This window comes from Streptomyces sp. NPDC002057, assembly GCF_040296665.1.
In the GTDB taxonomy this organism is placed as follows: Bacteria; Actinomycetota; Actinomycetes; order Streptomycetales; family Streptomycetaceae; genus Streptomyces.
In genome coordinates this window covers 60276-79289 of the sequence record NZ_JBEOXR010000026.1, presented here as the reverse complement: position 1 = coordinate 79289, position 19014 = coordinate 60276, and the positions used below count along the sequence as shown (strand labels likewise).

General features: G+C 71.2%; 19 protein-coding genes. 10 read left to right on the top strand and 9 right to left on the bottom strand.

Annotated elements, in window-relative coordinates:
• Positions 1 to 195: 195 nt before the first annotated feature.
• Genes ABT129_RS21045 through ABT129_RS21035 form a run of 3 tightly spaced genes read right to left on the bottom strand, consistent with a single transcriptional unit; the run spans position 196 to position 2347 of the window.
• Complete coding sequence (locus ABT129_RS21045; protein ID WP_351903500.1) at positions 196 to 1125, bottom strand: ABC transporter permease; 930 nt, start codon at positions 1123 to 1125, stop codon at positions 196 to 198.
• Positions 1122 to 1964 carry an ABC transporter ATP-binding protein gene (locus ABT129_RS21040; protein WP_351903497.1) on the bottom strand — a complete coding sequence of 281 codons (843 nt, stop codon included), beginning with the start codon at positions 1962 to 1964 and terminating at the stop codon, positions 1122 to 1124. Before ABT129_RS21040 ends, ABT129_RS21045 begins: the two co-directional genes overlap by 4 nt.
• Entirely contained in the window at positions 1961 to 2347 is a 387-nt protein-coding gene (locus tag ABT129_RS21035) for a GntR family transcriptional regulator (RefSeq protein WP_055601792.1), read from the bottom strand. The genes ABT129_RS21040 and ABT129_RS21035 overlap by 4 nt, the downstream gene beginning before the upstream one ends.
• A gap of 411 nt (positions 2348 to 2758) precedes the next feature.
• Here ABT129_RS21035 and ABT129_RS21030 point away from each other — a divergent pair, with 411 nt between their 5' ends.
• The 4 genes from ABT129_RS21030 (at position 2759) to ABT129_RS21015 (ending at position 5829) form a co-directional block, all read left to right on the top strand.
• Positions 2759 to 3190: a hypothetical protein gene (locus ABT129_RS21030; protein WP_351903494.1), complete on the top strand. Its 432-nt coding sequence runs from the start codon at positions 2759 to 2761 to the stop codon at positions 3188 to 3190.
• Positions 3191 to 3266: 76 nt separating this feature from the next.
• On the top strand, positions 3267 to 4013 hold the full coding sequence (locus ABT129_RS21025) for an ABC transporter ATP-binding protein (protein WP_351903491.1): 747 nt from the start codon (positions 3267 to 3269) through the stop codon (positions 4011 to 4013).
• A complete protein-coding gene (locus tag ABT129_RS21020; protein WP_351903488.1) occupies positions 4010 to 5263 on the top strand; it encodes a DUF7224 domain-containing protein in 1254 nt (417 codons plus the stop codon). Before ABT129_RS21025 ends, ABT129_RS21020 begins: the two co-directional genes overlap by 4 nt.
• Positions 5260 to 5829 (top strand): hypothetical protein, encoded by a 570-nt coding sequence (locus ABT129_RS21015; protein WP_351903485.1) that lies wholly within the window; start codon positions 5260 to 5262, stop codon positions 5827 to 5829. The genes ABT129_RS21020 and ABT129_RS21015 overlap by 4 nt, the downstream gene beginning before the upstream one ends.
• Positions 5830 to 5975: 146 nt before the next feature.
• Here the strand turns inward: ABT129_RS21015 and mshD are convergent, their stop codons facing one another.
• Positions 5976 to 6902 (bottom strand): mycothiol synthase, encoded by a 927-nt coding sequence (gene mshD, locus ABT129_RS21010; RefSeq protein ID WP_351903482.1) that lies wholly within the window; start codon positions 6900 to 6902, stop codon positions 5976 to 5978.
• Between the two features lie 161 nt (positions 6903 to 7063).
• Between mshD and ABT129_RS21005 the strand changes: the two genes are divergently transcribed.
• Positions 7064 to 8869 (top strand): bifunctional metallophosphatase/5'-nucleotidase, encoded by a 1806-nt coding sequence (locus ABT129_RS21005; protein WP_351903479.1) that lies wholly within the window; start codon positions 7064 to 7066, stop codon positions 8867 to 8869.
• Between the two features lie 126 nt (positions 8870 to 8995).
• A complete protein-coding gene (locus tag ABT129_RS21000; protein WP_351903476.1) occupies positions 8996 to 9853 on the top strand; it encodes a phosphatidylinositol-specific phospholipase C in 858 nt (285 codons plus the stop codon).
• Here ABT129_RS21000 and ABT129_RS20995 read toward each other — a convergent pair.
• The 5 genes from ABT129_RS20995 to ABT129_RS20975 form a co-directional block, all read right to left on the bottom strand.
• Positions 9818 to 11266, bottom strand: coding sequence for a sensor histidine kinase (locus tag ABT129_RS20995; RefSeq protein ID WP_351903473.1), 1449 nt, complete (start codon positions 11264 to 11266; stop codon positions 9818 to 9820). The two genes, ABT129_RS21000 and ABT129_RS20995, sit on opposite strands and share 36 nt — an antisense overlap.
• The gene (locus ABT129_RS20990; RefSeq protein ID WP_351903470.1) at positions 11263 to 11991 is read right to left on the bottom strand and encodes a response regulator transcription factor; all 729 of its coding nucleotides are present in this window, start codon (positions 11989 to 11991) and stop codon (positions 11263 to 11265) included. The genes ABT129_RS20995 and ABT129_RS20990 overlap by 4 nt, the downstream gene beginning before the upstream one ends.
• A gap of 32 nt (positions 11992 to 12023) precedes the next feature.
• The gene (locus ABT129_RS20985) at positions 12024 to 13229 is read right to left on the bottom strand and encodes a S1C family serine protease (protein ID WP_351903467.1); all 1206 of its coding nucleotides are present in this window, start codon (positions 13227 to 13229) and stop codon (positions 12024 to 12026) included.
• A 124-nt stretch (positions 13230 to 13353) separates the two neighbouring features.
• Positions 13354 to 14382 (bottom strand): LacI family DNA-binding transcriptional regulator, encoded by a 1029-nt coding sequence (locus tag ABT129_RS20980; RefSeq protein ID WP_351903464.1) that lies wholly within the window; start codon positions 14380 to 14382, stop codon positions 13354 to 13356.
• 24 nt (positions 14383 to 14406) lie between these two features.
• Complete coding sequence (locus ABT129_RS20975) at positions 14407 to 15234, bottom strand: response regulator transcription factor (protein WP_351903461.1); 828 nt, start codon at positions 15232 to 15234, stop codon at positions 14407 to 14409.
• Positions 15235 to 15489: 255 nt separating this feature from the next.
• Here ABT129_RS20975 and ABT129_RS20970 point away from each other — a divergent pair, with 255 nt between their 5' ends.
• From ABT129_RS20970 to ABT129_RS20955, 4 genes are all read left to right on the top strand, one after another.
• Positions 15490 to 16299 carry an alpha/beta hydrolase gene (locus ABT129_RS20970; RefSeq protein WP_351903458.1) on the top strand — a complete coding sequence of 270 codons (810 nt, stop codon included), beginning with the start codon at positions 15490 to 15492 and terminating at the stop codon, positions 16297 to 16299.
• A gap of 45 nt (positions 16300 to 16344) precedes the next feature.
• A complete protein-coding gene (locus ABT129_RS20965; RefSeq protein ID WP_351903455.1) occupies positions 16345 to 16599 on the top strand; it encodes a MoaD/ThiS family protein in 255 nt (84 codons plus the stop codon).
• A gap of 10 nt (positions 16600 to 16609) precedes the next feature.
• Positions 16610 to 17983 (top strand): hypothetical protein, encoded by a 1374-nt coding sequence (locus ABT129_RS20960; RefSeq protein ID WP_351903452.1) that lies wholly within the window; start codon positions 16610 to 16612, stop codon positions 17981 to 17983.
• 172 nt (positions 17984 to 18155) lie between these two features.
• Entirely contained in the window at positions 18156 to 18848 is a 693-nt protein-coding gene (locus ABT129_RS20955; RefSeq protein ID WP_351903449.1) for an LmeA family phospholipid-binding protein, read from the top strand.
• Positions 18849 to 19014 lie beyond the last annotated feature (166 nt).

Genomic DNA, 19014 nt, shown 5'->3' with positions numbered 1-19014 from the left:
CGGGCGCGTCGGAGCGGGCCGTGGGGGAGGGAAGTCTCCCCTTGGGGAGAGCGGACACGGAGCGCTTCATTGCGTGAGCGTCGCAAGCGCGTCTGAATGGCCGGTAACGACGACATGTCGTTCGGGAATCGGGGGCGGGGCCGTGTGCGGGCCCCGCCCCCCTCTTTCTTACGGAGGGTCATGCCCTGCGGAGGGCTACGGGTGCCGGGCGCGCAGGACGCGGAAGGCGGCGTAGGCCGCGAGGGCGGCGAGGGCGAGGACGATGCCGGTCTCGATGAGCTGGGTGGGCCAGAAGTGGGACTGGGGGTGGTAGTCGAGGTACTGGGCGGTGACCGGTTCGTCGAGCCGGCAGCTGCCGCCGGGGGCGGACTCGGGCGAGCAGAACCAGCCCGCCAGCCGCTTCCCCGAGACGCCGATCAGGCCCTGCTCCCCGAGCAGGCCGTTCTCCGGCGCGACGAGGGTGGAGGCGTTCTCGTACGCGGGGCCGGTGATCGTCCGTACCGGCAGGAAGTCCCAGCGGAAGACGCTGAGCACCCACATGACCAGGCCCACGGTCCCGCCGGTCACGGCCATCGCCACGAGCGTGCGGCGGATCAGCTGGCCGACGAGGGCGCCGACGGCGATGCCGAGAAGGACGTACGAGCCGAGGACGGTGCCGGTCGCCTCGTACGACCCGCGGTCCGACCAGTGGAATCCCCAGGTGCTCGACAGCCGGGACCAGCCGATGAGGTAGGCCGCGGTGAGGACGAGCGTCGTCCCGAGTGCGACGACGGTCGTGGTGAGCAGCTTGGCGCGGAGCCAGGCCGCCGGGCTGACGGACTGGGTGAGGGAGAGCTTGTACGTCCCCGACTCGAACTCGCGGGCGATCAGCGGGCCCGCGACGAAGACGGCGACGAGCAGGGGGAGCAGGGGGAGGCCGAGGGCGAGCTGTTGCATGGCGCCGCGCAGCAGGTCGTAGCCGCTGCCCCATTCCATGGGGAACTCGGGTTCCTGGCTCGCGTCCCAGATCCGCAGCCCCCCGATCACGGCCAGGGTCACGATCGCCGCCGCGCCCACGAGCCACAGGGTCCGGCGGTACTGGCGGACCGTCACCCAGGAGATGCCCTTCAGGGCGAGCGCGCTCATGCCGGGGTTCCTTCGGGGGTGCGGAGGTGGGCGAGGAGGAGGTCTTCCAGGGAGGGTTCGCTGGTCTCCCAGGGGCCTTCGACCTTGCCCTTGTGGCGGATCAGGGCGGTGAGCTGACGGCCCGTCGTGCGGGACTCGACGATCGTGTGCGGGGCGAGGTCGGCGACGGGGCCGGTGAGCAGGGTGTGCGAGGCGAGGAGTTCGTCGACGGGGCCGGCGAGGCGCACCCGGCCGCGGTGGAGCAGCAGGAGGTGGTCGCAGGCGCCCTCCAGCTCGGTGAGGATGTGGGAGGACATGACGACGGTGGTGCCGTGTTCGGCGGCGTCGGCCATGAGCAGGCCCATGAGCTGGTGCCGGGCGAGCGGGTCGAGGTCGGCCATCGGCTCGTCGAGGAGGAGCAGTTCGGCCCGCTTGCCGAGGGCGAGCGCGAGGGCGACGCGGGTGCGCTGTCCGCCGGAGAGGTCGCGGACGAGGGCGTGCGGGTCGAGCTCGTCGGCGATCACCCGCCGGGCGGCGGCCTCGTCCCAGCGGCCCGGGTTGAGTTCGCGGCCCAGGCGCAGGGTGTCGGCGACGGTGAGCCGGGGGTGGAGCGGCTTGTCCTGGGCCACGTACGCGAGGTGTTCGCGGGCGGGGGCCCGGAGCGTGCCCTCGGTGGGGCGCAGCAGTCCGGCGGCGAGGGCGAGGAGGGTGGACTTGCCGGCGCCGTTGGGGCCGACGAGGGCGCAGACGCGGCCGGCGGGGAGGGCGAAGTCGCACTCCCGCAGGGCCCAGCCGCGGCGCCTTCCTCCGTATTTCTTGCCGAGGAGATCGGCTTCCAGTGCGATGCCGTCCCGTGTCATGCGTCGTCCCCCTCGAAGTGTTCCTTCAGTACGGATGTGAAGAGCGCGGCCACGTCCTCGCGGTCCAGTCCGGCGGTGCGGGCCCGGCGTGCCCAGTCGGCGAGTTCGCCGCGCAGGGGCGAGTCGGCGGGGCCGGTGCCGAGCGTGGCGCGGACGAAGGTGCCGAGGCCCCGGCGGGCCTCGACGAGGCCTTCGCGTTCGAGTTCGCGGTAGGCCTTGAGGACCGTGTTGGGGTTGATGGCCGTCGCTTCGACGACCTCGCGTGCGGTGGGCAGTCGGTCGCCGGGTTCCAGGAGGCCCATCCGGAGGGCCTGTTTCGTCTGCTGGACGATCTGGAGATAGGTGGCGACGCCACTGCGCCGGTCGATGCGGTACTCGACCACGATCCCTTCCACCACCCTTTCACTAATCAAGTAGTGAAAGGGTGGTGCAAAGAAGGGGGCGGTGTCAACCGCCCCCCTGTCCGCGGGACTTACGACTCGGTGCAGTACATCAGGTCGAGCCGGCGAAGCGCGTACACCTCGCCGAACTGGCCCTCGATGCGAGTCTCAGACCGGCGGAGTGTGCGGATGTGTCCTCGGTTCAGTCCTCGGCGTCGTGCGCCCAGTTCATGGTCGACGTGCCTTGCGACGCTGGCGGCCTGCCCGGGAGCGAACCACAGGTCTGGCGTGAGCGATTCGCCAAATACCTGACAGGGGGTGATGGTGACGAACTATTGGCCGAAATGTTGATCATGAAGGACTGGCTGCATACGGTCTCCGCTGACCATGCCAACTATCCCAAGGGGGAACTCCGTGAGTTCTGCACGTCTCACCACCCTGCGTGAGTCCGGCCGGCGAATGGGCGTCGTCGGCCTTGGTGCCGCGGCCGTGCTCGGCCTTGTCACCGCGCCCGCGCACGCCGCCAGCTGGTCCAGCTCCCTCACGGGCGTATCTCCTGGCTTCGAGTCCCGGCGCTGGTACGACTCCGGTGGCACCACCACCATCAAGTTCACCGGCTGCAGCACCGACGGCAGCGTCTCAGTCACCAACGTCACACTCCGCAAGGACACCGTCGGACCCGACCCGTCCTACGTGCGAGCGAGTTTCACGCAGTGCCATGCCAGCAGCACCTCGACCTCCACCGGTTCGTGGTCCGATCACGGCTCGGGTGACTACTACTTCGCCGTCAACGAAGGCGCAACGGGTATCCGTCTCACGGTCAAGTCGCTCACTGTCTCCTACTAAATTCTGCTCCTCCTGGTGCGCCCACCCTGTGTGGGCGCACCAGGAGGAATCTCGTTCCGGCGCCGAGGTACCACCGATGCCCCTGCACTACCAGTCCTGCACCTTCCGTTATCCCCGCACAAGGCGCCCGGTCCTGGATCAGCTCGATCTGGAGTTCTCGCCGGGCCACACTGTGCTCCTCGGACCCAATGGGGCCGGCAAGAGCACTCTGCTCTCCCTCGGCGCCAGCGCCTCGCACCCGCAGGCTGGACTTGTCCGCTACGGAAAGCTCGACCCGGCCAACCGCAGGCACGTGCGGGACTATCGGCACAAGGTGTCCTGGCTGCCCCAGCGCCCTGGATTCCTGCCCGGACTGACCTGCCGAGAGCATGTGGCACACATCGGCTGGCTCAAGGGCATGCGGGAACGCGACGCCTGGCGTGCCGCGCCCGAGGTTATCGAGCGAGTCGGACTCAGTGAAAAGATCAACGAGAAGGTCAAGACGCTGTCCGGTGGCCAGCAACAGCGAATCGCGATCGCCCAGGCGCTGGTTCATGACGCCGAGTTGCTCCTTCTCGATGAGCCCACCGTAGGGCTGGACCCCCACCAGCGACGCAGGTTCCTCGACTTGCTCATCTCGCTACGCGGCACCGTTCATGTGATCGTCTCTACCCACGACATCGGCGACCTCGACCAGGCTTTCGACGAGGTCGTGGTCCTCGAAGCGGGCCGGCCAAGGTTCAAGGGGTCGGTTGAGGAGTTCGCCGGCCACGCCCAACCTGAATGCGCATCGGGTCGGCGTCTGGAGAGCGCCTACGCGGCGCTGCTGGAGGCGGCTGAATGATCACCTGGGCGCATCTCCGGGCCTCGGCTGCACCGTGGCTGGTCCTGCCCGCTTTGTTCTACGTCGGTCTGTACATCGACGACGTCGCCTACCCTGAGCCATCGGGATACGGGGTGGAGTCCGGTGAACTGGCAGCATTCGCCATGGCGGTCATCGCCCCGGTGGTGGCCGGGGCTGCCGCGTGGGAGGCGGGCCGCCACCGCTCGCTGGGCGCGATGCGGGCCACCAGCGCACGCCGCCTCCCCCAGCAGTTCCTTCGAGCCGCAGTGCCTGTCTTGACTCTGCATCTGGTCCTTGTCGTCGGGGCCGTTGTGATTGCCAGCAGAGCGGTAGGGGTGTGGCCTGGCGGCTCTGGGTGGCTCGGCTTGGCGCATCTGGTCGTGCTTCCCTTCGGCTGGCTCATCATCGGCTGGTGTCTGGGGCTCGTCCTGCCCAGGAGCGTTGCGGCTCCTGCCATCGGCATCAGCTGCTGGGCCTGGCTGTCCATGCCGCACGCGACAACCAATCCCTGGTTGCGGCACCTTGGTGGTTTCATCGACGGAACTTCCACTGTCACCGACGTGCGCGAACCCGCCGTGTTCGCAGTGCCGTGGCTCGTGGTCGCGGGCCTCGCCTTCGCTGTCTGGTCCCTGGCCGGTGTGCGCCGGCGACCCGGGACCGCGGCTGTCGGCATCCTGGTAGCGGCAGTTACCTTCGCCGCCGGCCGCAGCGTAGTGATCGACTGGGGCTACCAGCCCCCGACAAGCCCCCGCAGCGTCGCCATGGCCTGTACCGGACAGGCGCCGAGGGTGTGTGTGCCGCCGGAGTACAAGTCCTATGCCAACCAGATGCGCCAGGATGCGCTCCCTCCGATAGGCCGACTGAAGGCCGCCGGGATAACCGCTCCTCAAGAGCTGCGTGTCGCTTCCACCGAGATTCCGCTCAAGCCGGGCGTGTGGCCGCTGTACTGGTCGCTGCCGCCCGTCCCCGGTGGGGGTGACCGTCCCCAGTTCATCGCGGATCTGGCGGAGTCGGCGGTGACCGGATCCGCCGCGCTCGGCGGTGTGGCCGATTGCCGACAGCCGGGCTCTCCCGCCGCTGCTTGGGCCGCCTTGGTGATGGGACTGGACGAGCAGGCCATGCGGCAGGGGATGCTCCCGGCTGATTGGGCGGCGCTCCAGCAGATCCGCAGCCTGTCGGACCAGGAACAGGTCGCATGGTTCAGCAAGGCGGTCCTGAGTCAGAAGCACTGTGCGCAGGGCATGCGATGAACCGCTACGCGATCGCCGTACGACGCTGGTGGACCGTTCCCCTCGCAGCCGTCGCGCTTGTCCTGGTGTGCGGGTCCGTGGGTACCAGCGAGATTCCAGTTCCGAGTCTGGTCGGCGGCATGAGCGGAGCACGCCTTGCCTACTTCACGCCGGTTCTGATCGTCGTCGTCGTTCTGTACTGCCTCGAACGCCGGCTACACGCAGCTGAGAGCACAGCGGTGGCTCCCATCGGCCGGTACGACCGCGGTGCCCTTGTCCTCACCGTGGTGCTTGCGCACGCGGCCGGGTTGATGGTGGGAATGGACGTAGCCCGAAACGTCACTTTCCTTCTCGCCCTGGCCCTTCTCGTACGCCGCCTCGCCAACGAGGCGACGGCAGCGACAGCGGGGTTGTTGTTCCTCATCCTCAACCTCATCCTCGGCCGCACCTATCAGCCCGGGGGCCACTCCTCTCACACCTGGTGGGCCCTGGCGCTCTACCCGGCGGGAAGCATGGCTGCGTGGATGGTTACAGGTGTTCTGTTCGCCTTCGCGTTGACACTGTCGGAGAAACGGCACCCGTGGTGAGTCACCCAGCGAGTACCCGACTTCCTCCGGAGTCATGGAACCCGGCCCACCCGGAGGCCCTGGACACACGGGCTCCGACAGGCAGAACGGCCCACCGGCCACGCCGGCGGGCCGTTCTGCAGGTTTGAGCCTGCGTCCCGCGGGACTTACGACTCGGTGCGGTACATCAGGTCCACCTCGTGCGTGACGAAGCCGAGGCGCTCGTACACCGTCACCGCCGCCGTGTTGTCGGCGTCCACGTACAGCATCGCCGTCGGCAGGCCCTGCGCCGCCAGGTGCCGCAGGCCGGTCGCGGTGAGCGCCTTGCCGAGGCCGCCGCCCTGGGCGTCGGGCAGGATGCCGACCACGTACACCTCGCCGAGCTGGTCCTCGGCGTGCGTCTTCGTCCAGTGGAAGCCGACCAGCCTCCCGTCCTTCTCCGCGAGGAAGAAGCCCTTCGGGTCGAACCAGGTCTCGGCGAGCCGGTCGTCCAGGTCCCGCTGGGTGAGCGAGCCCTGCTCCGGGTGGTGGGCGAAGGCGGCGGCGTTGACCTGGAGCCAGGCCGTGTCGTCCTGGCCGGGGACGAAGGTGCGGACGGTGACGCCCTCGGGGAACACCGGCTCCGGGATGTCCAGGGGCGTCAGGGGCCTGCGGAGCTGGCGCAGTTCGCGGAAGAGCGTCAGGCCGAGGACCTGGGCGAGGTGCCGGGCGGCGGACTTGCCGCCGTGCGCCCAGACGCGCAGCCGCTTGCCGGAGGCGGCGAGCAGGGCGGTGCCGAGCGCCCGCCCGTGGCCGCGGCCGCGGTGACCGGGGTGCACGACCAGCTCGGCGGCCGGGGCCTCGATGGGGTCGGTCTCCTCCAGCTGCGCGTAGCCGTAGAGGTCGGGGCCGACGGTGAGGAGGAAGTGGCGCACGCCCTCGCGACGGCCGTTCCGGAGGTACAGCCGTCCCTGCTCGGAGACGGCGTGCACGCCGTCGGAGCGGTCCGCGGCATCGAGGAGATCCAGTACGTCCTGGATCTGCTCGGGCGTGAGCTCGTCATGCGTGTGGATCTGCCGTCCGGGTTCGAGGGCCGGCGCCGCGTCGGAAGTCATGGCACGAGCCTACGGCGACCCGCGGCCGCGCCGGGGAAAGGCGGCGGCAACTGTCTCGTAACCTGCTACCCCCTGTTGCGCTACGCGCGTTGACTCTAGGCTTCGCTGGCACGTCAGCAGTCGAGAGGCGCACCGGAACGGGCGCGGGGACAAGGGGAGCGATGGCAGCGACACCGAAGAAGAAGAGGGCAGTCACGCGGATACTCGCCGTCGGCGCGGGGCTCGCCACCGTCGGCGCACTCGTCGCCGCGCTGCCCGCGGGCGCCTCGCAGGACGCGCAGGCCCGGCACGGCTCGAACGGCAAGGGCTGGGGCCGCATGGTCGACGTGCAGCTCCTGTCCTTCAACGACCTCCACGGCAACCTGGAGCCGCCGACCGGCTCCTCGGGCCGGCTCACGCGCCTCAAGGAGGACGGCACGACCGAGCTCGTCCAGAACGTCGGCGGCGCCGAGTACCTCGCCACGCATCTGCGGCAGGCCCGTGAGGGCCACCGCTACTCCATCACGGCCGCCGCGGGCGACATGATCGGTGCCTCGCCGCTGCTCTCCGGGCTGTTCCACGACGAGCCGACGATCGAGGCGCTGAACAAGCTGAAGCTCGACGTGAGCTCGGTCGGCAACCACGAGTTCGACGAGGGCGCCCGCGAGCTGAGCCGCATCCAGAACGGCGGCTGTCACCCGACGGAGGGCTGCTTCGAGAAGGGCAAGCGCTTCAAGGGGGCGAAGTTCCCGTACCTCACGGCCAACGTGACGGACGAGAAGAGCCGCAAGCCGCTGCTCGACCCGTACTTCATCTGGGAGCGTGACGGGGTCAAGATCGGCTTCATCGGCGTGACCCTGGAGGGCACGGCGAACATCGTCTCCGCCGAGGGCATCAAGGGCCTGAAGTTCGGCGACGAGGTCGAGACGATCAACAAGTACGCCAAGGTGCTGGAGCGCAAGGGCGTCAAGTCGATCGTCGCGCTGCTCCACGAGGGCGGCCTGCCCGCCTCGGGCGCGTACAACTACGACTGCGACACCCCGGGCGCCGGCGCCGGCATCTCCGGCCCGATCGTGGACATCGCCAAGAACGTCACCCCGCAGGTCGACGCCCTGGTCACCGGCCACACGCACCAGGCGTACGCGTGCTCGATCCCGGACCCGTCGGGCAAGCCGCGCACGGTCACGTCGGCTGCCTCCTTCGGCCGGCTCTACACCGACACGACGCTCACCTACGACCGTCGTACGAAGGACATCGTCCGCACCGCCGTCGCCTCCGCGAACCACGTCGTCACCCGTGACGTGAAGCCGGCCGGGGACATCAGCAAGCTGATCAAGCGCTGGAGCGCGCTGGCCGCGCCGATCGCGAACCGTCCCGTCGGCCACATCGCCGAGAGCATCGAGAACCCGATCGACGCGGTCGAGAAGCCGCTCGGCAATCTGATCGCCGACGCGCAGCTGGCGGGCCTGGCCCCGGCCGACAAGGGCGGCGCCCAGCTCGCGCTGATGAACCCGGGCGGCGTCCGCGCGCCGCTGACCAAGGGTGCGGACAGCGTGGTGACCTACGGTCAGGCGTACACCGTCCAGCCGTTCACCAACATGATGACGGTGGTCGACCTGACCGGCGCCCAGCTCGTCACCGCGCTCCAGCAGCAGGTCAGCGGCGCCAACCTGGCGGCCCCGAAGATCCTCCAGGTGTCGAAGAACGTCACCTACACCCTGGACATGACGAAGGCGGGCGCCGACCGGATCGTGGTCGGCTCGGTGCGGCTGAACGGCGAGCCCATCGACCCGTCGAAGAGCTACCGGGTCGCGATGAACGAGTTCCTCACGGGTGGCGGCGACGGTTTCCCGGTCCTGGCCACCGGTACGAACAAGCTCGTCGGCGCCTCGGACCTCGACATCTTCATCGCCTACCTGACGGCCAACTCGTCGGCCGCCGAGCCGCTCCGGGCCCCGGCGACCGACCGCATCACGGTCGTCAAGTAGTCCTCCGAGGTCTTCGAACCCCGAAGACGGGGGCCGTCCTCCGCCGGTCCGGCGCAGGACGGCCCCCGTTCGTCATGGCTTCCGCACCCTGGCGGAGATTGACGCGGACCTGTCATTATCCGGTCCATGGAGCGACGACGCTTTCTCGCCGGGGCCCTCGGGGCCGGGGCCGTACTGCTCGCCGGGGCGCCCGGGGCGCGGGCCGCGGCCGTGGACACACGCGCGTGGATGGGGGCGCACCCGGACGGGACCCCCCTCCAGCGGCTCACCATCCCCGGCACCCACGACTCCGGCGCCCGCTTCGGCGGCCCCTGGTCCGAGTGCCAGAACACCACGATCGCGCAGCAGCTCGCCGCCGGAATCAGATTCCTCGACGTACGGTGCCGGGTCACCGGCGGCTCCTTCGCCATCCACCACGGCGCCTCGTACCAGAACATGATGTTCGGCGACGTCCTCGTCGCCTGCCGCGACTTCCTGGCCGCCCACCCCTCCGAGACCGTCCTGATGAGGGTCAAGCAGGAGTACTCCTCGGACTCCGACGCCACCTTCGGCGCCGTCTTCACCGACTACCTCGACAACCGGGGCTGGCGCCCGCTGTTCCGCGTCGGCGACACCGTCCCCTCCCTGGGCGAGGCCCGCGGCAAGGTCGTCCTCGTCGCCGACAACGGCGGCCTGCCCGGCCTCAAGTGGTGGGACGGCGGGGCCATCGCGCTCCAGGACGACTGGAACGCCCTGCCGAACGCCAAGTACCCCAAGATCGAGGCCCACTACCGCAGGGCCGTCGAGCAGCCCGGCAAGCTGTACATCAACTTCGTCAGCACGTCCGCGTCCCTGCCGCCGCGGTGGAACTCCGACAACCTCAACCCCCGCGTCCACGGCTTCCTGGACGGCACGGCGAACACCTGGAAGGGCCTCGGCATCACCGTCCTGGACTACCCGAACACCCGCTCAGGCCTCGTCGAGTCCCTCATCCGCCACAACTGACGGCGGCGGCGTCGGCGCCCCCGGCAGCCGTACCGTCGCCACCGTGCCGCCGCCCTCCGCCGGAGACAGGTCGACCGAGCCGCCCGCGTGGTCGACCGTCCGGGCCACGATCGACAGGCCGAGGCCCGAGCCCGGCAGGCTCCGCGCCGAGGGCGACCGCCAGAAGCGGTCGAAGACGTGCGGAAGCTCGTCCGGGGCGATGCCGGGGCCCTGGTCGCGGACCGTCAGCTCGCCCCGCATCAGCGTCACCTCGACCGTGCCCCGGGGCGGCGAGAACTTCACCGCGTTGTCCAGGACGTTCATCAGCGCCCGCTCCAGGGCGGCCGGTTCCGCCCGCACGTACCAGGGCGCCAGCTCCGTGACGAAGCTCAGCTCCGGGCCGCGCAGCCGCGCCCGGTCCAGGGCGGTCCGCAGGATCGTGTGCAGCGGGACCACTTCGAGCGGCTCGCGCCGGTCCGCGTCCGGCCGCGCCAGCTCCTGGAGATCGCCGATCAGCGCCGCCAGCTCCGTCATCTGCGCCTTCACCGAGGCCATCAGGGCCCGCCGGTCCTCCGGCGGGATCGCCCGGCCGGTCTCCTCGCTCCGCGCGAGCAGCTCGACGTTCGTACGGAGCGAGGTCAGCGGTGTACGGAGTTCGTGACCTGCGTCCGCGATCAGCTGCGACTGCCGGTCCCGGGAGGTGGCGAGCGCCGCCGTCATCGCGTTGAACGAACGCGAGAGGCGGGCGATCTCGTCCTCGCCCTCCACCGGGATCCGCACCGTCAGGTCCTCGGTCGCGGCCACGTGCTCGACCGCCCCGGTCAGCCGGTTCACCGGCTCCAGGCCGGTCCGCGCCACCCACAGGCCGGCCGCGCCCGCGCCGACGACACCGATCCCGGAGACCAGGAGCAGCACCCAGCGCAGCGTGGACATCGAGTTGTCGATCTCGGCGAGCGGCCGGGCGACGGAGACGGCGAGCGCGATCGGGCCCTCCTGCGGGTAGGTGTAGACCCGCATCTCCCGCCCGGCGTCGTCCTTCACCGTGTGCAGGGCGTGCTCCAGCTGCCCCCGCGCCACCGCGAGGTCACCGGGCCCGGCCGGGATCGCGGCCTTCCCCGAGGTGCACACGCTGCCGTTGCCGAGGATCACCTGCACCGTGTACGAGCCCGCCACCGGCGGCGGTGTGGTGCCCTGACGGCACAGCGCGAGCAGGCTCTGCACCCCGTTCGCGTCGAGCCGGGTGCTGCGCAGCGAGGAGTCCATCTCGGCCTCCAGCTGCGCCCGGGTGACGAACCAGCAGGCGAGCGACACCGCCGCGACGGCCAGCGCCACCGCGACCGCCGTGAGCAGCGCGAGCCGTGAGCGCAGCGGCCGGGACCGGAACCAGGCCAGGGGATTCCGCGGACCCCGCCGGTCCTTCGGGGGAATCGTCACTCCCCGCCTCCTCCGCGCAGCGCGTATCCCACGCCCCGCACCGTGTGCACGAGGCGCGGCTCGCCGCCCGCCTCCGTCTTGCGCCGCAGGTACATCACGTACACGTCCAGCGAGTTCGAGCTCGGTTCGAAGTCGAAGCCCCACACGGCCTTGAGGATCTGCTCCCGGGTCAGCACCTGCCGGGGGTGCGCCAGGAACATCTCCAGGAGGGTGAACTCCGTCCGCGTCAGCTCCACCGTCCGCCCGCCCCGGGTGACCTCGCGGGTGGCCAGGTCCATCCGCAGGTCCTCGAAGGCGAGCACGTCGGTCTCGGCGGGGGCGGCGGCCGTGGCCCGGGCGTACGAGCTGCGCCGGAGCAGCGCCCTGATCCGGGCGAAGAGCTCGTCCAGTTCGAAGGGCTTCACGAGGTAGTCGTCCGCGCCGGCGTCCAGCCCGGTGACCCGGTCGCCGACCGTGTCGCGGGCGGTGAGCATGAGGATCGGCACGGTGGATCCCGAGGCCCTGATGCGGCGGGCCGCCGTCAGCCCGTCCATGCGGGGCATCTGGACGTCGAGGACGACGAGATCGGGGGCGTACGGCTCCATCCGGGCGAGCGCGTCCAGGCCGTCGACGGCGTCCTGCGTCCCGTACCCCTCGAAGGCGAGGCTGCGGCGCAGGGCCTCCCGCACGGCGGGTTCGTCGTCGACGATGAGGATGCGCTCGGCTTCGTTCTGCTGTCCCGTCATGGGCTCAGCGTCGCACGCGACCCGGTCGCCGGTCAGTTGTCGCCGCCCGCGCGCAGGCTGTCCAGGTCGGCCTTCAGGGTGTCGACCGGGATGGCGAATCCGAGACCGACGCTTCCGGCGGTGGAACCGTTCGAGGCGCTCGGCGAATACATGGCCGAATTGATTCCGATGATCTCGCCGTTCATATTGATCAACGCGCCGCCGGAATTCCCGGGATTGAGCGAGGCGTCCGTCTGGAGCGCCTTGTACGTGGTCTTGGACGAGCCGGTGTCGCCGTTGAACTGCTGTCCGCCGAACTCGAACGGCCAGCCCTGCCGCGGGTCGTACCGCTGGTCCTGCTGCCCGTTGCCGTTGCCGCTGTCCTCGTCCTTGGCGACGGTCACGTCCCGGTCGAGGGCGGAGACGATGCCGCTGGTCACGGTCCCGGTGAGGCCCTCGGGGGAGCCGATCGCCACGACCTGGTCGCCGACCCGCACCTTGGAGGAGTCGCCGAGCGTGGCGGCCTTGAGGCCGGAGGCGCCCTTCAGCTTGATGAGGGCCAGGTCCTTGTCGGGATCCGTGCCGACGACCTCGGCCGGGTAGGTCTTGCCGTCGCTGAGCCGCACGGTGATCTCGGACGCGCCGGAGATCACGTGGTTGTTGGTGACGATCTCGCCGTCGGAGGTGATGATCACGCCGGAGCCGGTGGACTTGCCGGCGTTCGAGCTCGCGGAGATCTCGACGATGGAGGGGGAGACGGCCTCGGCGACGCCGGCGACCGTGCCCGTGCTGCTCGCGGCCACGTTGACCCCGCTCACCTGCGAGGAGGCGGCGACGGGGGTGTCGGAGCCGAGCTGCTGGAGCAGGGTCGCGGTGCCGCCGCCGATCGCCGCGGCGGCGATGGCCACGGCCGCCATGAGGCCGACGCCGCGCCTGGCCCGGCGCCGGGGGCGCGGGCCGTGGCCATCGTCCGGAGCGGTGGTGACGGGCGGGACGGGCGGAGCCGGCGGCGGCACGTGCCCGCCGGACGGCCAGATCGTGGTGCCGGGCTCGGTGACGATCGGCTGGGCGGCCGTCCGGCCCTCGCCCGCCGGGGCGTGCGGCCCGGCGGCGCCAGGACCGGCGGGGAAGGACTCGGTGGGGAACGGCTGGGGAGCGGTCCGCTCGTACGCGTCCGGCTGCGGAGCCGGTGCGTACGGCGGCCTCGGCGGCTGCGGCGGATAAGGGGGCTGCGGCTGCTGATCCTGGAAGTCCGTCATGGCTATGACTCTCGGAGCCGTTCATGAGAGCCGTCTGAGGACCGGCTGAGAAGCCCGACAGAACCCTGTATGCCCGAAATAAAGAACCCTCCCCGGAGGGAGGGCTCTCGGCGGGGACCCGCGCTCAGCCGCCGTCGCAACCGCAGGAGCGGCGGACGACCAGGGCCGACGGGAAGAGCTTCACGCGCTCGCGGCGCGAGCCCGCCACCCGGAGCGAGTCGTCCAGGACCAGGTCCACCGCCGCCCGCGCCATCGCCGGCCGGTCCGAGGAGATCGTGGTCAGCGGCGGATCGGTCAGCGCCGCCTCCTTCACGTCGTCGAAGCCCGCGACCGCCAGCTCCGTGGGCACCTCGATGCGCAGCTCGCGCGCCGCCCGCAGGACACCGAAGGCCTGGTCGTCGGTGGAGCAGAAGATGGCCGGCGGCCTGTCCGGGCCGGCCAGCAGCTTGAGGGCCACCTGGTAGGCGTCGTAGCGGTTGTACGGGGCCTGGAAGAGCCGGCCCTCGATCGAGCGGCCCGCCTCCAGCATGGCCCGGCGCCAGCCCTCCTCGTGGTCGGCGACCGGGTCGCCGACGGCCGGGGTGTTCGGGATGCCGCCCATGCACGCCACGTACGCGTGACCGTGCTCCAGGAGGTGCCGGGTGGCGAGCTGGGCGCCGCCGACGTCGTCGGTCACGACGGCGACGTCGTCGAGCGCCTCGGGCCGCTCGTGCAGCAGCACCACGCGCGCGTCCCAGGCCTCGATCTCGCTCGCGGCCCGCTCGCTCATGCCCTGGCTGACCAGGATCAGTCCGGAGACCCGCATGCCGAGGAAGGCCCGCAGGTAGTGCACCTCGCGCTCGTCGCGGTAGTCGGAGTTGCCGACGAGGACCATCTTCCCGCGCTCGGCGGCGGCCTGCTCGACCGCGTGCGCCATCTCCGCGAAGAACGGCTGCCGCGCGTCCGGGACGATCATGCCTATGAGGTCCGTGCGCCGGGACGCCATGGCCTGGGCGACCCGGTCGGGACGGTAGCCCAGCTCCTTGATCGCGGCGAGGACACGCTCGCGCGTGGCCGGGGCGACCGGCCGGGGTCCGTTGTTGATGACGTAGCTCACGACCGCGGTCGAGGTACCTGCCAGTCGAGCTACGTCATCCCGCGTCACCTTGGCCACGCGCGGCAGTCTACGCGGGGTGACCTACCTACCGGCAGGTCGCACTGTGGCATCTGACACGTTCCTGTCCTCCAGCGGGGTGACACCGCCCGTGGCGTCCTTGACGCCGGTGCCGGAGGGGGCCCCCGCCTTGGCCCGGGCCTCCTCCTTGGCCCGCGCCTCCTCGGCCGCCCGCTCGACCTTCTCCGGGGTGACGAAGCGGTAGCCGACGTTGCGGACGGTCCCGATGAGCGACTCGTGCTCGGGGCCCAGCTTGGCCCGCAGCCGCCGCACGTGGACGTCGACCGTCCGGGTGCCGCCGAAGTAGTCGTACCCCCAGACCTCCTGGAGGAGCTGCGCGCGCGTGAAGACCCGGCCCGGGTGCTGGGCCAGGTACTTGAGGAGCTCGAACTCCTTGAAGGTCAGGTCGAGGACCCGGCCCTTGAGCTTCGCGCTGTACGTCGCCTCGTCGACCGACAGGTCTCCGTTGCGGATCTCCATGGGGGAGTCGTCCGCGACGATCTGCTGGCGGCCCATCGCGAGCCGCAGCCGCGCCTCGACCTCGGCGGGTCCCGCCGTGTCGAGGAGGACGTCGTCGATGCCCCAGTCGGCGGTGACGGCCGCGAGGCCGCCCTCGGTGACGACGAGGATCAGCGGACAGCCGGGCCCCGTGGAGCGGAGCAGCTGGCAGAGCGAACGCACCTGGGGAAGGTCGCGCCGCCCGTCGACGAGGATCACGTCCGCGCCGGGGGTGTCCACGAGGGCGGGGCCCTCGGCCGGGGCGACCCGGACGTTGTGCAGCAGCAGACCGAGTGCCGGAAGCACTTCGGTGGAAGGCTGGAGGGCGTTGGTCAGGAGCAACAGTGAACTCATCGCGCCCCACCCCCGAGCCCTCGGCTTCGGTCGGGCAGGGGTGTCACCCGTGCCGTCGGCCGGTCGTGCTTCGTTCGCTCGCTCATCACGCGGTTCCTCCTCGGTCCCTGCGAGGACGTGCACTGCTTCGTACAGATCACTACCGGCTCTCGCGCCCTGAGAGCTTTTGTTCATCCGTCCGTAACAACGGTCGGAAAACGCAAAAGGACCCGGGGGCTGCGTCGCCCGGATCCTCTGCCCAGCAGAATAGCCCACATGAGTTCAGAGGGAGAGGGTCGATTTCATATGGCGGATGTCTCCCTGATCACTTCCGGATCCCGGCGTGCAATGTTGCGTACGGATGACGATGTCCGGATCGAGGCGGTTTACGAACCCTCCACGGCAAGTGTCACCGATACGGCGGTGGTCGTCGCCCACGGGTTCACCGGGTCGGCCGACCGGCCCGCCGTCCGGCGCGCCGCCCGGGTCTTCGCGGAGCGAGGCGCCGCCGCCGTCGTCACCTTCTCCTTCCGTGGCCACGGGGGATCCGGCGGCCGCTCCACCGTCGGCGACCGGGAGGTCCTCGACCTGTCCGCCGCCGTCCGCTGGGCCCGGGAGCTCGGCCACGCGCGCGTGGCGACGGTCGGCTTCTCCATGGGCGGGTCCGTCGTCCTGCGCCACGCCGCCCTGGACCGGGGACCGGAGGGACGCGCCGACGCGGTCGCCGCCGTCTCCGCGCCCGCCCGCTGGTACTACCGGGGTACGGCTCCGATGCGCCGGCTCCACTGGGTGGTCACCCGGCCGACGGGCCGCCTGGTCGGGCGGTACGGGTTCCGCACCCGGATCGACCGGCGCGCCTGGGACCCCGTGCCGCTCTCCCCCGTGGCGGCGGTGCCGCTGATCGCGCCGACCCCGCTGCTGATCGTGCACGGCGACCGGGACGCGTACTTCCCGCTCGACCATCCGCGCATGCTGGCCGGGGCGGGCGACGCGGAACTCTGGCTGGAGCGGGGGATGGGCCACGCCGAGAACGCGGCGGACGAGGAGCTGCTCGCCCGGCTCGGGGACTGGCTGACGCGCGCATAGACCATCATGGAGGGCGGCGCGCACACGAACGAAGGGAGCGCCGCTATGGCAGCGGGAACCATCCGCTACTGGGCCGCGGCCAAGGCCGCGGCCGGTGTCGCGGAGGAGCCGTACACGGCCGAGCACCTCGCGGAGGCGCTCGACGCGGTCCGCGCGGAGCACCCGGGCGAGCTCGTCCGGGTCCTCCAGCGGTGCTCCTTCCTGGTCGACGGGAACCCCGTCGGGACCCGGAGCCATGAGACGGTACGGCTTGCCGAGGGCGGCACGGTCGAGGTGCTCCCCCCGTTCGCAGGAGGGTGAACCCCAGAGCATGAGCAACGACCAGTACCACGGCGGTCAGCAGTACGACCCGTACGCGAACGGCCAGGGACAGGGGCAGGGACAGGGACAGCCGGGCCCCGACGTCACGCAGACGTGGGAGGGCCAGACCTGGGACACCACGTACCAGCCGGCCGTCTCGTACGAACAGCTCCAGGCCGACCGGGCCCGGGCCGCACAGGCCGCGGCGGCGCCGCTGCAGGAGCAGCACCAGCACCAGCACCAGGCTCAGCACCAGCACCAGCACCAGCACCAGGCTCAGCACCCGCACCAGCACCAGGCCCCGTACCAGCCCCCGGTGTCCTACGGGGCGCCGGAGGCGCACCAGCAGCAGCAGCCGTACGCACCGCAGCCGTACGCGGAGCAGCCGTCCGGTCAGCAGCCGTACGAGCAGCCGTACGGTCAGCAGTCGTACGAGCAGCCGTACGCGCCTGCGCGGACCCCGTACACGGCGCACGAGTCGTACGGGGCCCCCGCCGCGTACGGCGACGAGCCCGCCCCGGCCGCCGGCCCGGGCCAGGTCCCGGCGGCGGCCGTACCCCCGGGCACCGCCCCGCCGGTCCAGGCGGGACCTTCCTACTCCTCGCCCACCACCTCGGGGAACACGCGGATCACCGACGCCCAGCGCGCCCGCGCCGAAGGCCGCTCGCCCGTCATCGAGCCCGGGATGCAGCCCGCCGCCCTGACCGCCGTCCTCGGACTGCTGCTCGCCGGGGGCGCCGCCCTCGGCACGTACGGGCTCCTCGTCCCGCTCGTCCTGCTCCAGGGCCTCACCGCCGCCGGCTGGTTCCGGCTCAACGGCATGTGGCCCGCCCGGCAGGGCATCGCCCTCGCCTTCGCGGGCGGCCTCGCCGCCGACGCCGCCCTGCTCGTCACCGGCCGCGAGCACGCGGCCGCCGCGATCCTGGGCACGCTCGGCGTCTGGGTGCTGCTCTGCCTCGTCCTCCAGCTGCGCAGCCACGCGGACCCGGACGAGCGCATGTACGGCCTGATGGCCACCATCGCCTCGGCGGCGCTCACCGTCATCGCCACCGGACACCTCGGCGCCGCCTCCGACGCGGTCGTCGTCGGCGGCATCGCGGTCGCCGCCACCGTCCTCGCCCGCGCGCTCCCGCTGCCCGGCCCCGTCTCGCTCGTCGCCGCGCTGCTCGCCGCGGCGGGCGCGGGGATCGCGGCCGGCGGACTCACCGACCTGGGGGCCTCCGGGGCGCTGCTCGGCCTCGGCGCCGGGGTCTGCGCGCTCGTCGGCCTGCGGGTCGCCAGCTACGACTACCCGTCCCGCTTCGTGCACATGACGGCCGGTGTCGCGCTGCCGCTGACGGCCGCCGCGCCCGCCGTCTACCTGCTGGGCAGGGCCCTGGCCTGAGCCCACGCACGGGCACCGGTCCGTCCCCGGCGCATCCCTGATCCGGCCCCGGTCCGTCCCTGACGGGACCCTGATCCGGACGGGGCACGGGAACCAAGCGGCCCCCCGACACGTCGATCTTCGTGTCGGGGGGCCGAAACATATTCATGTCGATTCGGGGGACGTGCAGCCCATGCGAGCACTGCGGATTCTGTTGATCGTGGCCGTCGTGCTGGGCGGGGTCCTCGTGGGGATCGACCGGCTGGCCGTGTCGTGGGCCGAGTCGGAGGCGGCCGGCCGGGTGAAGCTCTCCTCCGCCTACGACAGCACCGATTCCCTCGACGTGGAGATCAAGGGCTTCCCGTTCCTCACCCAGGTCGCGGACCAGCGGTTCGACGAGGTCGACGTGAAGGCGACCGGGATCACGACGACGGCGGGCGACCGGCGCATACGGGTCGGCGAGCTGACCGTGGCGCTGCGGGACGTGACCGTGACCGGGAACTGGTCGGGCGCGAAGGCCGGCTCGGCGAGCGGGACCGCCCTCATCTCGTACGCGGACCTCACGGCGGCCTCCGACCGGGAGGCCACCGTCGCCTACGGCGGCAACGGCAAGGTGAAGGTGACCGGCAGCGTGGAGATCATGGGCCGCAGCCTGACCCGTACGGTCCTCTCGACGGTCACCCTGGTGAACGGCGACACCATCCGGGTCCGCGCCGACAAGGTGCCCGGCGAGGGCATCCCGGGCGTCGAGGACCTGGTCCGCGCGCGCACCGACTTCGAGCGGCCGATCGGCGCCATAGCGGGGATGAAGGTGGAGAAGATCGAGCCGCGACCGGACGGCCTGGCCGTCTCCGTGAGCGGCAAGGACGTCGTCCTGGCGGGCTGACGTACTCGTTGGTCACATGCTGAGACGAGTCTGTCCGATCCGCAGAAACAGAGCCCGACGCCTCGGCGCCGAGGCGTCCCCGGCCGTCCTCCCCCGCGCTCGCGTCTCGCATCTCGGACGATCGCGTCTCAAAATACGACACGCCGGTGACACGGCCGCCTGTCCG